10 protein-coding genes are annotated in these 14,463 nt (G+C 70.3%); 4 read left to right on the forward strand and 6 right to left on the reverse strand.

Features of this window, described 5'->3' with window-relative positions; genetic code table 11:
* Positions 1-380: 380 nt before the first annotated feature.
* On the forward strand, positions 381-2,963 hold the full coding sequence (locus ACSRUE_RS34490) for a cation-translocating P-type ATPase (protein WP_441287304.1): 2,583 nt from the start codon (positions 381-383) through the stop codon (positions 2,961-2,963).
* Here the strand turns inward: ACSRUE_RS34490 and ACSRUE_RS34495 are convergent.
* Positions 2,887-4,797: a GNAT family N-acetyltransferase gene (locus tag ACSRUE_RS34495; RefSeq protein WP_437768456.1), complete on the reverse strand. Its 1,911-nt coding sequence runs from the start codon at positions 4,795-4,797 to the stop codon at positions 2,887-2,889. The two genes, ACSRUE_RS34490 and ACSRUE_RS34495, sit on opposite strands and share 77 nt — an antisense overlap.
* 424 nt (positions 4,798-5,221) lie before the next feature.
* On the opposite strand from ACSRUE_RS34495, the gene ACSRUE_RS34500 reads away from it, so the two are divergent.
* A complete protein-coding gene (locus ACSRUE_RS34500) occupies positions 5,222-7,021 on the forward strand; it encodes a pyridoxal-dependent decarboxylase (RefSeq protein WP_441287305.1) in 1,800 nt (599 codons plus the stop codon).
* A 322-nt stretch (positions 7,022-7,343) separates the two neighbouring features.
* Positions 7,344-8,024 carry a hypothetical protein gene (locus tag ACSRUE_RS34505; RefSeq protein WP_441287306.1) on the forward strand — a complete coding sequence of 227 codons (681 nt, stop codon included), beginning with the start codon at positions 7,344-7,346 and terminating at the stop codon, positions 8,022-8,024.
* A gap of 137 nt (positions 8,025-8,161) precedes the next feature.
* Here ACSRUE_RS34505 and speB read toward each other — a convergent pair whose 3' ends face one another.
* Complete coding sequence (gene speB / locus ACSRUE_RS34510) at positions 8,162-9,154, reverse strand: agmatinase (protein ID WP_441287307.1); 993 nt, start codon at positions 9,152-9,154, stop codon at positions 8,162-8,164.
* Between the two features lie 261 nt (positions 9,155-9,415).
* Here speB and ACSRUE_RS34515 point away from each other — a divergent pair, with 261 nt between their 5' ends.
* Entirely contained in the window at positions 9,416-10,048 is a 633-nt protein-coding gene (locus ACSRUE_RS34515) for a pyruvoyl-dependent arginine decarboxylase (protein WP_441287308.1), read from the forward strand.
* A gap of 64 nt (positions 10,049-10,112) precedes the next feature.
* On the opposite strand, the gene ACSRUE_RS34520 is transcribed toward ACSRUE_RS34515, so the two are convergent.
* Genes ACSRUE_RS34520 through ACSRUE_RS34535 form a run of 4 tightly spaced genes read right to left on the reverse strand, consistent with a single transcriptional unit; the run spans position 10,113 to position 14,433 of the window.
* Positions 10,113-10,844: an ABC transporter ATP-binding protein gene (locus ACSRUE_RS34520; protein ID WP_441287309.1), complete on the reverse strand. Its 732-nt coding sequence runs from the start codon at positions 10,842-10,844 to the stop codon at positions 10,113-10,115.
* Positions 10,819-11,604 carry an ABC transporter ATP-binding protein gene (locus ACSRUE_RS34525; protein WP_441287310.1) on the reverse strand — a complete coding sequence of 262 codons (786 nt, stop codon included), beginning with the start codon at positions 11,602-11,604 and terminating at the stop codon, positions 10,819-10,821. Before ACSRUE_RS34525 ends, ACSRUE_RS34520 begins: the two co-directional genes overlap by 26 nt.
* A 4-nt stretch (positions 11,605-11,608) precedes the next feature.
* Entirely contained in the window at positions 11,609-12,571 is a 963-nt protein-coding gene (locus ACSRUE_RS34530) for a branched-chain amino acid ABC transporter permease (protein WP_441287311.1), read from the reverse strand.
* Positions 12,568-14,433 carry an ABC transporter substrate-binding protein gene (locus ACSRUE_RS34535; RefSeq protein WP_437768462.1) on the reverse strand — a complete coding sequence of 622 codons (1,866 nt, stop codon included), beginning with the start codon at positions 14,431-14,433 and terminating at the stop codon, positions 12,568-12,570. Before ACSRUE_RS34535 ends, ACSRUE_RS34530 begins: the two co-directional genes overlap by 4 nt.
* Positions 14,434-14,463 lie beyond the last annotated feature (30 nt).

Below are 14,463 nucleotides of genomic sequence, written 5' to 3' on the forward strand. Positions count from 1 at the left end.
GACGCGATCGCTCGACCGTAAGTAGCGCCGAGGCTCCGAAACAAATAGCGGGTGAAGAGCCTCGGCAGCTCGTCCGGAGCGATACCCCTCCCCTCGTTCTCGAGGCGAGCTCGCTGAGATCGGCCGCGCGCCACGGTCAACCCATGTTCAGCGTGCGCGCAGGTGGCTGTCCCGCCATCGTTCGGAGGACTCGGGGCTTGCTGTTTGCTACTCCGTCGCCGAGGCCCGCGGAAGTGAGTCGATCGTCCTCTCCTGTGGCCGCGGCCGGACAGGCAAAGTCGTCTCGCGCCACCGGCCCTCAGCGGCGCATCCCTCCCTCGGAGCTCGCCGCGCTCTCCGTCGAGGGGCGAATCCAGGCGTTGCGGTCCAATCCGACTGGATTGACGGACGTCGATGCGGCGAGGAGGCGGCTCGCTTGCGGCGACAATGAGCCCGCGCCGCCGAGGCGGTCGCGTCCGCTCCGGACGCTGGTCGCGCAATTCACGCACACGCTCGCGCTGCTGCTCTGGCTCGGCGCCGGGCTGGCCTTCGCCGCGGGCGCCCCGGAGCTCGGGTTCGCCATCGTCGCCGTCGTCGTGCTCAACGGCGCGTTCGCGTTCATCCAGGAGCACCGCGCAGAGCAGGTCGTCAGCAGCCTGATGCGCCGTGTGGCCGTGCGCGCGCGCGTCGTACGGGCGGGCGTCGAGCGGCGAGCGCCGGCGCGCGAGCTCGTCCCGGGCGACGTGGTCCGGCTCGCGGCAGGTGAGATCGTCCCGGCCGACTGCATCTTGCTCGGCGCAGACAGCCTCTCGCTCGACCTCTCGATGCTGACGGGCGAGACGGCGCCGGTCGATCGCGACGCCGCGCCGATCGCCTCGCCGGGCCGAGGCGCGGAGGAGCTCGCGCTCCCGAGCCTGCTCCCGAGCGGCGCGTCCGTGGTGACCGGCGCGGGCGAGGCGCTCGTGTTCGCGACAGGCGCGGAGAGCGCGGCGGGCAAGATCGCCATGCTCCTCGAGCAGGGCGGGCGCGAGGGCTCGCTGCTCGAGCGCCAGGTCGCCCAGCTCTCGCACGTCACCGCGGCCATCGCGGTGATCGCCGGCGCGGCCACGCTGGTGCTCGCGCAGGCGTTCCACCGCGTCGGCCCGCTCGGCGCGCTCACGTTCGCGATCGGCGTGATCGTGGCGCTCGTCCCCGAGGGGCTGCTGCCGACGCTCAGCGTCTCGCTCGCGATCGGCGCGCAGCGCATGGCGGCGCGCGGGGCCCCGGTGCGGCGCCTCTCCGCGGTCGAGGTGGTCGGGTCGGTGACGACCATCTGCACGGACAAGACGGGGACGCTCACGCAGAACGCGCTCTCGGTGCGCGGCTTCATCCCCGCGCGCGGCGCGCCCCCGGACGCGGAGCAGGCGGCGCGGCTCGCGGCCGCGCTGTGCAACAACGCGCGCCCGGCGCCGGCGGGCGGCGATTACGAGGGCGATCCGGTCGACGTGGCCCTCGCGCGCTGGGCCGCGGCCGGCGGAGTGGACCTGGCCGAGGCGCGCGCCCGGTGGCCGCGGATCGCCGACACCGCGTTCGACGCGCACCGGCGCTACATGGCGGTGACATGCGCGGAAGGCGGCGCCGCGCGGGACTTCGTGAAGGGGGCGCCCGAGGCGGTCGTCGCGCTGACCGGCGCGCCGGCGCCCGCGGGCCTCGACGAGGCGGTGGTGGGCGCGGCCGAGCGCGGCGAGCGCGTCCTCCTGCTCGCAACGAGGGAGGCCGGCGGCCCGCTCACGTGCCTGGGCCTCGCCTGCCTGCACGACCCGACGCGGCCGGAGGTCCCCGCGGCGATCGCCGCCTGCAGGCGCGCGGGCGTGCGGGTCGTGATCCTGACAGGTGATCACCCGGCCACCGCGCGCTCCGTGGCCGCCGCCATCGGGCTGGATGCGGCGGACCGCATGGTCGAGGGGCCCGAGATCGACGCGATGGACGACCGGACGCTGCTCGACCTGCTCCAGGCCGGCGCGAGCCTCGCGCGCACGACGCCGGAGCAGAAGCTGCGGGTCGTGCAGGTGCTGCGGCGGTCCGGCGAGGTGGTCGTGGCGACCGGCGACGGCGTGAACGACGCCCCCGCGCTCCGCGCCGCCGACGTCGGCGTGGCCATGGGCCTGCGCGGCACGGAGGTGGCCAAGCAGGCGTCGGACATCATCCTGTCGGACGACAACTTCGCCACGATCGTGGCGGCCATCGAGGAAGGCCGGGCCATCAAGCAGAACATCCGCCGCTTCGTGAGTTATGTGTTCACGAGCAACGTCGCCGAGCTCGTCCCGTTCCTTCTCTACATCTTCTTTCCTATCCCTCTCCCGCTCGCGATCGTGCAGGTGCTCGCGATCGACCTGGGTACCGACGTGCTCCCCGCGCTGGCGCTCGGCGTGGAGCCGCCGTCGCCCGCGACGTTGCTCGTCCCCCCGGAGCCGCCCCGAAAACCGATCCTCACCCGGGCGCTCGCGCTGCGGACTTTCTTCCTTTACGGGACCGTGGAGGCGCTGCTCGGCGTTCTGGCGTATTTCGGCTTTTATTGGGCGCATGGATGGAGCCCGTTCGACTCGCTCGAGCCGTTTCGCGCGCTGGAGCGAGAGGCTGCCACCCTGACCTTCATCGGGATCGTCTCGGGTCAGATAGGGTGTCTGTTCGCTCAGCGCGACGGGCCTCTCCGGAAGCGCCTCGCGTTCTGGTCGAATCCCTGGGTGGCCGCGGGGCTCTCGATCGAGATCGCGCTGACGATCGCACTCCTCTATATGCCTGGGCTGAACCGGCTCTTCGCGATGGTCCCGGTGGGATCGGCGTGGCTCCTGTGGCTGCCCGGGGGCGCCGCGGTGATGGTGCTCGGGGATGCGCTGCGGCGCGCCGTGCTGGCGCGCGGCCCGCTCATCACGCCTGGCGCGGTCCGGAGCTGCTCGGGCCGGCCGCCGGCGCGCCGGCGGCGGCCGCATCGAAGCGGGCGGTGACGTGGTAAACGCCGGCCTGGAGATCGAGGCAGAGGTGCAGGCCGCTCTTCTCGAGCACCCGCATCATCGCCTTGTTGGTGAGCAGGACGTCCGCCTCGAAGCCCGAGATCCCCCGGGCTCTCGCGATCTCCGCCATTCGCCGCATGAGCAGGGTGCCGACCCCCTTGCCCTGCCACTCGTCGCGGACGACGAAGGCGACGTCGGCCAGGTTGTTCTTCGGATCGACGTCGTACCGGGCCATCCCGAGGAGGGTCTCATGCTCCGGGCCGGCGCAGGCCACGATGGCCATGTTCTGGTCGTAATCGAGGTTCACGAGCTGCTGCATCTCCTCGTGAGGATGCTCCCGCTTGTGGCTCATGAAGCGGCGGTAGATGCTCTCGTCCGAGAGGCGATAGAAGAGGTCCTGGAGCGCGGCCTCGTCGGAGAGCCGGACCGGCCGGCAGAGCAGCTCCTCGCCCGACGGCAGGCGCGCGGCGCGCGTCTCCTGCCAGGGGTAATCCGCGCGCGAGATGACCTGATCGACGAACACGTAGCGGCGCTGCTTGGCCGCGGCGAGGAGGTCGGCGCGGTGGTCGGGGTGTGCGATCTCGATGAGCGCGAGCGCGCGCTGCCGGATGTTCCGGCCCCAGAGATCGGCGACGCCGTGCTCCGTCACCACGTAGTGCACGTCTCCGCGGCTCGTCACGATGCCGGCGCCCTGCTCGAACGCCGGCTGGATGCGGCTGATGGTGCCGTCCTTCGCGGTGGACCGGAGCGCGATGATCGGCTTGCCGCCGGCGCTCCGCGCGGCGCCCCGGATGAAGTCGACCTGCCCCCCGATCCCGGAGAAGAAGCGGCCCATCAGCGTGTCGGCGGCGACCTGGCCGGTCAGGTCGACGGCGAGGGCCGCGTTGATGGCGACCATCCTGTCGTTCCTGGCGATCGTCAGCGGATCGTTGGTGAAGGCGGAGCCGCGCATCTCGATGACCGGGTTGTCGTGGGCCCAGGCGTAGAGGGCGCGGCTGCCGAGGAGGAACGAGGTCACGAGCTTCCCCGGCAGGAGGGTCTTCCTGCGGTTCGTGATGACGCCGCGCTGGACGAGCTCCATCACGCCGTCGGAGAGCATCTCGGTGTGCACGCCGAGGTCGTTCCTGTCGCCGAGCGCGGCGAGGACGGCGTTCGGGATCTTGCCGATGCCGGTCTGGAGCGTCGCGCCGTCGGGCACGAGCGACGCCACGTTGCGGCCGATCGCGCGGTCGATGTCGTCGAGCGGCTCGGCCTCGCGCTCGGGCAGCTCGCGATCGACAGGGACGAGATGGGTGATCCGGTCCACGTGCAAGAACGAGTCTCCGTGGGTGCGAGGCATTCGCGGGTTGACCTCGGCGAGGACGAGATCGGCCGAGTCGACGGCGGCGCGGACGATATCGACGGAGACGCCGAGGCTGACGAAGCCGTGGGCGTCCGGGGGGCTCACCTGGATGAGGGCCACGTCGATGCGCACCCGGCGCGACAGGATCAGATTCGGGATCTCGGAGAGGAAGACCGGCATGAAGTCGGCGCGCCCCTCGTGGATCGCCTCGCGGACGTTCTGGCCGATGAAGAACGCCGTGTGACGGAAGCGCCGCTCGAGACCGGGGCGGACGTACGGCGCGGGGCCTTCGGTCATCAGGTGGACGATCTCGTTGTCGGCGAGGTGGTCGCCGGACGCGACCATCGCGTTCACGAGATCGCTTGGCTCTGCGGCGCCCGAGCCGACGAGGATGCGGCGCCCCCGCGGGATCGCGCGGATTGCTCGTTCGGCGGTCGTGATCTTGTCGGCGAAACGCGTTCGCCAGTCCGTGACCGTGCGCTGCATGGTGTGCCTTCTCCCGTGCTCCGCGGGTTTCAGCAAGAGGCGGTCCACCGGCCGGAGCTCGGCGCGCACGGGCCCCTCTTCATCATCGGGGGCGGGGCGATAACCCGCATCCCGCGCGCATCCTGCGCCACGCCGACGGCGTCGGGCGCCGCCGCGCCCGAGCGCGCGCCTGCATCGGCTGCGGGCGAGCGCAAGCCGTTCGCCAGGCGGGACCACGCGCGAAGGCTCAGACCGCCGTCGAGCCAGGGAGGCTCGGCGGGGAGGAGCATCGTGGTCGCCGGGTGAGCCCATGCGCTGCGCCGGAGCGTCGCGAAGATTCTCGCGCACCCGATCGCTTGACGGCATCGCTGGCGGGCTCAACCGTATACGCGGTGATGCGTCGCCGACAGGTCGACAGAGCTGCGGAACGCAGGGTGGAGCGAACATGAGCGCAGAACATGAAAAGAGGAGAGCGCGATCTGGCGCGGAGGCCGGCCTCGGGGATGAACCGGCCCTCGTCTCGGCGGTCGAGCCCGCGTACGCTCCGCCCCCCGCGCCTCCCGTCACGGACCCGTGCGCCGTGTACCCCGAGATGCGAGGAATCGACTGTGAGACCTTCCGTCTCACCCCGCAGGGCCTGTCGCCCGAGCAGCGCGCCGAGGCGCACCGGCAGCTCCACGAACATCAATCTCGTCAACGAGCGACTTTCCTCGGTTACCAGTGCAACCTGCGCCTCAGCTACGCGGAAGATCTGGGCCGGTACCTCGACTATCACCTGAACAACATCGGCGATCCGTTCCGCGGCAGCAGGGTCACGACGAACGTCAAGTGGATGGAGCGCGCCGTGCTCGACTACTACGCCGCGCTGTGGCGAGCGCGCTGGCCGCACGATCGCCTCGACGGCGAGTCCTACTGGGGCTTTGTGCTGACCATGGGGTCGACGGAGGGCAACCTCTACAGCCTGTGGAGCGGCAGGGACTACCTGGCAGGGCGGTGCCTGCTCGAGGAGCCGGAAGCGGAGCGAGACGTCTCGCGCGCCGAGGTGAGCGGCGAGCGCCGCGCGGCGCCGCAGCGCCTCGTTTATGCGCAGGCGCAGGCGCCGGCCGAGAGCCCGAACGCCTACGCTCCTCTCGCGTTCTACTCGGAGGACACGCACTACTCCATCGTCAAGGCGGTGCAGGCCCTCGACATCCGGACATTCTACGAGATCGGCGCCACGCGCTACCCGAACGACAACCCGCTCGCGCCCGGGCGACCCTGGCCGCGAGAGGTGCCCTCCGTCGGCGGCCCCGGCGGCCCCGGCGTCATCGACATCGCCGCGCTCGCCACGCTCGTGGAGTTCTTCGCGTCGAAGGGCCACCCGATCCTCGTGTGCTTCAATTACGGGACGACCTTCAAGGGCGCCTACGACGATGTGGAGGAGGCGGGCAACGTCCTTCTCCCGATCTTGCGCAGGTACGGGCTCGACGAGCGCAAGGTCCACTGCGATCCCAGGAGGCCGGAGAAGTACGACGTCCGTACGGGCTACTGGTTCCACGTCGACGGCGCGCTCGGCGCCGCTTACATGCCCTTCCTCGAGATGGCCCACGACGCGGGCAAGATCGCTCGACGAGGGCCCAATTTCGATTTTCGTCTTCCATTCGTGCACTCGATCGTGATGAGCGGACACAAGTGGATCGGCGCGCCCTGGCCCTGCGGCGTCTACATGACGAGGACGAAGTACCTGCTGCGCCCTCCCAGCGTCCCGGAGTACATCGGCTCGCCGGATACGACGTTCGCCGGGTCGAGGAGCGGGCTGTCGGCCGTCGTCCTCTGGCACCACCTGGCGCGCCGCTCGTACGAGGATCAGGTGGACAAGGCGCTCTACACCAAGTCCATCGCCGCGTACGCGCACCGGAGGCTGCTCGAGCTCGAGGCTCGGCTCGGGCAGGATCTGTGGGTCGCGCGTGCCCCTCTATCGCTGGCAATCCGCTTCAAGGCCGTGAACGCCGAGCTGGAATTCAAGTACACGCTGGCGGTCGAGACAATCTACGTGGAGGGCGAGAAACGGACTTACAACCATATCTACGCGATGGAGCACGTGACCGCCGAGCGGATCGACGCGTTCATCGAGGATCTGGCGCAGCCAGGCGCGTTCCCGGAGCAAGAGACCGCCGTGCCCCCGCCGCCGAGCGACGGCAGCGCCGCCGCCCCGCGCGGCAGGCGTCTCTACATACCGCACAACGGACGCGGCTTCCGGGACTGACATACCGCGCGCGTCTGCTCGGCCGGTAAAGCTCCGGCTTCCACCCACAGGCGCGCCCTGCCACGATGGATGAAATAGCCAGTGATCGACCGTCATGTCCTGGCCTTGCCATGACATGGCGGCATACGCAGGTTGGGGCCATATGAACGTCGACCGAATCGGAGCTCGTTGCGCTCCCGGATCTGGGATCGGCTCGCCGGCTGTGCAAGCGCCGGCTCGCGCGCCTGCGCCGGCGACTTCGCTGAAGTTTCATGCCAAGCAGGAGCGAGCGGCCCGGCGCAGCTCCACGGGCGGCTGCCGCAGCTGAACCAGGGATACCACCATGAGGTACACCGAGGAAGTGCGCCGAGAAAACGGCATGAGTTATCGCATCGCGAACGAAGAGCATGGCGAGGCCGTCACTCGCCTCCTGAGCGCCAGCTTTCTCCACGAGCCCATGGGCCGCGCGCTTGGAGCCACCGTCGAGGACTGGGCTCGCTTCGTGTCCTACTTCAACCACGAGTGCATGACCAACGGCCTGTCCGTCATCGCCGTGCCTGAACAGGAGCCGGGCTCGCTCGCTGGCGCCCTTATCAGCCGTGATTTCAAGAAGCCATTCCCGCCGGGATTCCCCGACGAGCTGCCCAGGTTCGCCCCATCCATAGACGCGCTGGTGAGCATCGACTCACAGTACGAGGCTCTCCGCTCCGGACTGAAGCGCGGCGAAGCGATGGACCTGTGGATGATGGGCGTCGAGCCCGGCAGCCGATTCGCCCGCCATGGAATCGCCAGCGCCCTCTTCCAGGCGAGCGTCGACGTGGCGCGGCACAACGGTTTCCAGCGTTGCGTCGCCGAATGCACCGGCCACTTCTCCCAGCGTTGCGCCATCAAGGCTGGTTTTTGCGAAATCGCGCGCGTCGTCTACAAGGACTATCGGTTCCAGGGGCGACCGGTCTTCGCCTCCATTCCTGAGCCGCACAGGACGTTTGCCATCTTCGAGCGCGTGCTTGACCCCGCGGCTTGATGGGGAGACGCACAAGGCGCTCGATCTGCGCGAGGTCGAGCGCCCGGTGGGCTCGCGCCGATGCGGAGCTCAGGACGTCTCGACCTCTCCGACGCCGATCGCGTCGTTCGCGATCGCCTCCGGCTAGGCACGCAATGTCAGCCGGCTCGCATGGAGAATCCTCTGGGCTCGCCGTTGCCTTCAAGACCGCCGCGCCGCCGGACGGCCATCAGCGACAGCAGCTCGAACGCCAGGTTGGCAGCCAGGATCGAGGTGATATCACCATGATCGTACGGTGGGGACACCTCCACGACATCGCACCCCACGAGCTCGACCCCGCGCAGCCCTCGCACGAGCTGCAGCATCTCTCGGCTGGTGAAGCCGCCCACCTCCGGCGTGCCGGTGCCGGGCGCGAACGCCGGGTCGGCGGCGTCGATGTCGAGCGAGACGTAGATCGGGCCGCGGAGGGCCTCTCGCATCGTCCGGACGACGGCGGGCAGGCCGAGCTCCACGACGTCATCCATCGTGATCGCGCGCACGCCGCGCTCGCGCGCCCACTGCCAGTCCATCGCCTCGGGCGTCGGACCGCGCAGCCCCATCTGGACGTAGCGCGAAGGATCGATGATCTTCTCCTCGATGGCGCGGCGGAACGAGGTGCCGTGGCTGTAGGGCTGCTCGTCGAACTCGCGGTGCCAGGTGTCCGGGTGGGCGTCGAAGTGCACGACCCCGAGCGGGCCGAACTTCCTGGCGTGAGCGCGCATCAGCGGCAGGCTGATCGAGTGATCGCCGCCGAGCGCCAGCACCGTCGCGCCCGCCGCCAGCACGGCGTCGGCTCTGGCCTCGATGTTGGCCATCGACTCGGTGATGGACGGCGGAATAACGTTCACGTCGCCGTAGTCCACCACCTTGAGCACGTCGAGCGGCTTGACCGCGAGGGCGTTGTTGTACCCCCACAGCATCACGGACGCCTCGCGGATCCGTCGCGGCCCGAGGCGAGCGCCGCTGCGGTAGGACGTGCCGCCGTCGTACGGTACGCCGACGACGGCCACGTCCACGCCGGTCAGGTCGCGTGTGACCGGAAGACGCATGAACGACGTTATCCCGGCGAAGGGCTCGAGCTCGGCGCCAAAGCCGGATTCCGGTGTGGTCATGAGGCGCTCGTGCGGTGAGGGGACCCGCGCCATCCTGACCGCTCCCGCACGCTCCAGCCAGCGCTCCGATCGACGCGCCGGGCAGCGAGGACAGCGCGAGTCCGTCGCCGTGGTCCTCGCGGGCGCCGGAGACCCGGGGGGCAGCGCCGGCATCTCATGCTGCCGGGGCGCGGGCCCGGCCATGCGCGCGAGCACCACGGATCTCGCGCGCGAACGCCGAGACGTGCCGCGCGGAACCTGGACGTCCCGGAGGCGAGGACGATGCTGCGAGAACCGGATTACCTCACCCGCGTGCCGCTGGCCTATTTCGTCACTTCGGGATACGGAGACACCGACTTCGGCGGTGGGCTCGATCCATGGCATACAGGGTCGTTCGATCTGGCCCTGGCGATGGGCGGGATCGAGAACTTCAACATCGTCCTCTGCAGCTCGGTGATCCCGCCGGAGGCGTACGAGATCCCCATCGAGGTCGCAAAGCCCCACTTCCGCCACGGTGCGGTGATGGAGGTGATCATGGCCTCCGTGAACGGGAGGGCCGGCGAGACCGTCACGGCGGGGCTGGGCCGCGTCCGCGTCCGCGATCGGCGGACCGGCGCCTGTCTCGGCGGGTTCGCCGCCGAGTACGAGGGGCACGACGACGCCGCCACGGCCGCAAGCACGCTCCGTCGCGAGCTGGAGGGGATCGCGTTGCGCCGCTATGGCGCAGCGCAGGTCGACCTCGAGTACGCCGAGCCGGCGATCGCCTCGCGCGAGGTGCAAAACAGGCACGGCACCGCCATCGCCGCGCTGTGCTGGCTCACCTATTCGTTCCCGCAGCTGACCGACCCGCAGCGCGAGGCCCTGCGCGCCGCGGAGAAGGCGGATCGTTGGTCTCCGGCGCCCGCGAAGCGGTGAATGCGCCCCGGCCGATGCGCTCGAATCCGCGTGGAGCGACGCTGCGGCGGAGGCATGTGATGGGCTATCCTCGACCACCGAGGTAGGCGGAGCTCACGGCCAGGTCCGTGCTCAGCTCGCCAGCGGAGCCCTGCAGGGTGATGCGGCCCGCCTCCAGGACGTACGCGCGGCTCGCCACGCGGAGCGCCGCGCGGGCGTGCTGCTCGACCATGAGCACGGTCGTGCCCGCCTCGTTGATCTCTCGGATCGTCCGGAAGATGAAGCGCCGCAGGTTCGGCGAGAGCCCCATGGACGACTCGTCGAGCATGAGGAGCACGGGGCGGCCCATCAGCGCGCGCCCGAGGGCGAGCATCTGCTGCTCGCCTCCGGAGAGCGTGCCTGCCAGGTGGCTCCGCAGCCCGAGGAGCTGGGGGAACCTCTCGTAGATCCGGCGCATGTCCTCCTTCACGCGCTCCCGCTGCGCTCGGACCGAGAACGCCCCCACGAGGAGGTTCTCCTCGACGGTGAGCGGCTCGAAGACGCGCCGGCCCTCGGGCGCTTGCACGACGCCCATGCGGACGATCTCTTCGGGGCGACGCCCGGTGATGTCCTTGCCCCGAAACCAGATCTCGCCCTGCCTGGGCTTCACGATGCCCGAGATGGCCCCGAGGACCGTGCTCTTGCCCGCGCCGTTGTTGCCGAGGAGGGTCACGATCTCCCCCTCGTCGACGTGGAGGTCGACGCCCTTGAGCGCCTCGACCGTGCCATGGAAGGCATGGACGCCCTTCAGCTCAAGGAGCTTGTTCGATGTCCTCATCCGACTCCCTCCCGAGGTAGGCATCGATCACCCTCGCGTCGTGCCGGACCTCGGCCGGCGCCCCCTCGGCGAGCTTCTCCCCGTGATCCAGCACGATCAGCCTGGAGGTGATCGACATGATCAGGGTCATGTCGTGATCGATGAGGAGGAGGGTGACGCCGGCGTCGCGGATCCTGTGGATGAGATCCATGAGCGCGATCTTCTCCGGCGTGCTCAGCCCCGCGGCCGGCTCGTCGAGGAGCAGCAGCGTGGGGCGGACCGCCATGGCGCGGGCGATCTCCAGGCGGCGCTGTGCGCCGTAGGGCAGGTTGCCGGCCGCCCGCCTGGCCTCGCCGGCGAGGCCGACGAACCCCAGCCAGTACCGGGCCTGCGCTCGGGCCTCCCGCTCCTCGCGCACCTGCGAGGGCAGGCGCAGCACGGAGGAGACGAGCCTGGCCCTGGTGCGGCAGTGCGTGCCGGACAGGACGTTCTCCTCCGCAGAGAGCCGGGGGAACAGGCGCAGGTTCTGGAAGGTGCGGGCCAGCCCCAGGGCCGCCCGCTCGTCGGGGCGCAGGCGCAACAGCGATCTCCCGCCGAACACGATCGAGCCGGCGAAGGGGCGATAAAAGCCGCTGATGCAGTTGAACACGCACGTCTTGCCGGCGCCGTTCGGGCCGATGAGCCCCAGCGTCTCTCCCGCCTCCACGGAGAAGCTCAGGGACCGGATCGCGGTGTGGCCGCCGAAACGAAGGCTCATGTCCTCGACCTCCAGCAGCGCCACGGCGCTACTCCTCTGCTCTCCTCGGAGCCGGCCACAGCCCGGTCGGGCGAAAGAGCATGAGCAGCACGAGCGCTGCGCCGAAGATCAGATAGCGGAACCCGGCGACCGGCCGGAGGAGCTCGGGGAGGATCGTGACCAGCGCGCCGCCCAGGATGGCGCCGGGCACGCTGCCGGCGCCGCCCACGATCACGGCCAGGAGAAAGAGGACGGAGCGCATGAAGCTGAAGCTCGCCGGGGCGACGGCGGTCATCTTCATCGCGAAGACCGCGCCGGCGACGCCGGCGCAGAAGGTGCCGATCTGGTAGGCGAGGAGCCGGTAGCTCAGCGTGCGGATGCCCATGGCCTCCGCGGCCTCCTCGTCTTCCCGCAAAAAGGCCCATGCGCGTCCGATGCGGGATTCGCGCAGGCGGGCCGCGCCGCACGCGGCGATGACCAGCAATGCCAGCGTCGTGTAGTAGTAGTGCACGGGTCGCTCCAGCCGGAGCCCGAGGAGCGACGGAGGCGCGAGGCCGAAGATGCCGCTGGGGCCGCCGGTCGCGTCCAGGTTGGTGGCGGTGATCCGGGTGATCTCGCCGAAGCCCAGCGTCACGATGGCCAGATAATCGCGGCGGAGCCGGAGCACGAGGAGGCCGATGAGGGAGCCCAGCGCCATGGCGACGGCGCCGCTGGCGGGCAAGGCCAGCGTGAAGGAGAGCCCGGCGCGCTGGGTGAGGAGCGCCGCCGTGTACGCGCCGACGGCGAAGTATGCGGCGTGCCCGAGATCGAGGAGGCCGGCATAACCGACGACGACGTTCAGGCCCACGGCCACCGTCATGTAAATGAGGGCCATGACCGCGATGTCCATGAGATAAGGATCCTGCACCCCGAGCGGCAAGGCGACCGCGAGCAACAGCAGCGCTGCGGTCCCCCACCGCCGGACGAGCCGCCTTCCGCCGGAGCCGAGCGCAGCGAGGCGCCCCCCCCTCACATCCTCTTGCCGACGCGCTCGCCGAGCAGCCCGGTGGGCTTGACGAGCAGGATCGCGATGAGGGCGGCGAACGCGAAGACATCCTTCCACTGGCCGCCCACGCTCCGCGTCCCGATGACCTCCAGGAGCCCGAGCATCATCCCGCCCACCACGGCGCCCGAGAGGTTCCCGATGCCACCCAGGACCGAGGCGGTGAACGCCTTGATCCCGACGATGAAGCCCATCAGGAAGTTGATCTGGCCATAATACAGGCCTGCCATCACGCCCCCTGCCGCCGCCATGACGGCTCCCAGGAGGAACGCGAGGGAGATCATCCTGTCGACGTCGATGCCCATCAGCTGGGCTGTCTCGGCGTCGAACGCCGTGGCGCGCATGGCCAGGCCGACGGTGGACCGCCCGATGATCCGGCGCAAGGCCCACATCAGCGCGAGCGCGGTCGCCAGGATGGCGATGTGGGCATATCCCACGTGGACGCCCAGCAGCGACGTCCCGGCTCGCGTCAGGGTGACGGGATATACACGGAAGCTGGGCCCCCAGGGCTCGAAGAGCATGATGGCATTCTCCAGGAGGAGCGACATGCCGACGGCCGTGATGAGGAGGACGAGCTTGGGAGAACGGCGCAGCGGGCGATAGGCGACCCGCTCCATCAGCGCGCCCACGCCGCCCGTGACGGCCATGGCGGCGAGCAAGGCGAGGCCGATCCCGAGCGCGCCCGCGCCGAGGAAGGACCCGCTCGCGAGCGCGAGGGCGCTGTAGCCGACGAAGGCGCCGAGCGCGTAGAGGTCGCCGTGAGCGAAGTTGATCATGCGCATGATCCCGTAAACCATGCTGTATCCCAGGGCGACCAGGGCGTAGAACGAACCGATGACCAGCGCGTTCAAGAGCTGCTCGAGGGCGTTCGAGAGGCGGCTCGTGGAGCGAGCGGGGGGCCCGGGCTCCGCCGCCGCGCGCGGCGGCGGAGAGGGCGCGGCATCGGCGCGCGGGGCGGCTGGCCCCTGGACGAGCGCGAATCTGCCCCTCCTGATCTCGAGGACCACGAAGGCCGCGTTCTGGCGCCTTCCGGAGGCGTCGAAGGAGACCGCGCCGGTCACACCATCGTGGTGAATGGCGCGAATGGCCGCGGCGACCGCGGCGCGGTCGGTGGAGCCCGCCGCCTGGATGGCCGCTGCGACGATCTGCGCGGCGTCGTACGCCTGCGCGCTGTAAGGGCCTGGCTCGCCGTGAGCCGCCGCGTAGCGCCGCGCCCAGCCCGCGGCGCCCGGGAGCTCGGCCGCGCTCGGGGGGCTCGTGACGAACACACCCTCTGCGCTGGCGAGGCCGGCGGTGGTGATGAGGGCGGCGTCGCGCGAGCCGTCGCCGACCATGATCGAGGCGTCGATGCCCTGACCACGGGCCTGCCTGATGATGAGGCCCCCCTCGGCGTAGTATCCAGTCCAGTAGATGGCGTCCGGGCGCCTGGCCTTGAGGTGCGTCAGCACGGCGGAGAAGTCCCGCTCGCCGGGCGTCACCGCATCGAAGGCGACGACGCCGGCCTTTCCGTTGTGGGCGGCGGCCACCGCGGCCTCTGCGTCGCAGGCGTCGTCCTCGAACCTGACCTCCAGCCTGCGATCCAGCACGCCGCCGCGGCCGTTGATCTCGTCGACGGCCATCTCGATGGCCTGTCTCATGTCCTGCCCCATCTTGGCGCTGGAGCCCGTGAGCGGGACCGCCGAGCCGATGACGATGGCGGCGCCGCGTTCGTCGCCAGCGCTGCGTTCGCCACGGATCGGGCCGCACGCTCCCGCGACGAGCACGACGACCGCGACGCACGCGGCAAACAGGTGCAGCAGGCGACCGGGCGAAGGCTTGCTCTCGAGACGCACGTTCCCGTCCGGCTATTGCGCGCATGCTGC

Origin of the sequence: Sorangium sp. KYC3313 (assembly GCF_052075895.1) — a bacterium.
GTDB lineage: Bacteria > Myxococcota_A > Polyangia > Polyangiales > Polyangiaceae > Sorangium > Sorangium cellulosum_B.

Bases quoted from the DNA above. Each gene is read 5' to 3' on its own strand.
- ACSRUE_RS34500 (WP_441287305.1), top strand. From the start codon at position 5,222: ATGAGCGCAGAACATGAAAAGAGGAGAGCGCGATCTGGCGCGGAGGCC.
- ACSRUE_RS34495 (WP_437768456.1), bottom strand. From the start codon at position 4,797: ATGCAGCGCACGGTCACGGACTGGCGAACGCGTTTCGCCGACAAGATC.
- ACSRUE_RS34520 (WP_441287309.1), bottom strand. From the start codon at position 10,844: ATGAGGACATCGAACAAGCTCCTTGAGCTGAAGGGCGTCCATGCCTTC.
- speB (WP_441287307.1), bottom strand. From the start codon at position 9,154: ATGACCACACCGGAATCCGGCTTTGGCGCCGAGCTCGAGCCCTTCGCC.
- ACSRUE_RS34505 (WP_441287306.1), top strand. From the start codon at position 7,344: ATGAGGTACACCGAGGAAGTGCGCCGAGAAAACGGCATGAGTTATCGC.
- ACSRUE_RS34515 (WP_441287308.1), top strand. From the start codon at position 9,416: ATGCTGCGAGAACCGGATTACCTCACCCGCGTGCCGCTGGCCTATTTC.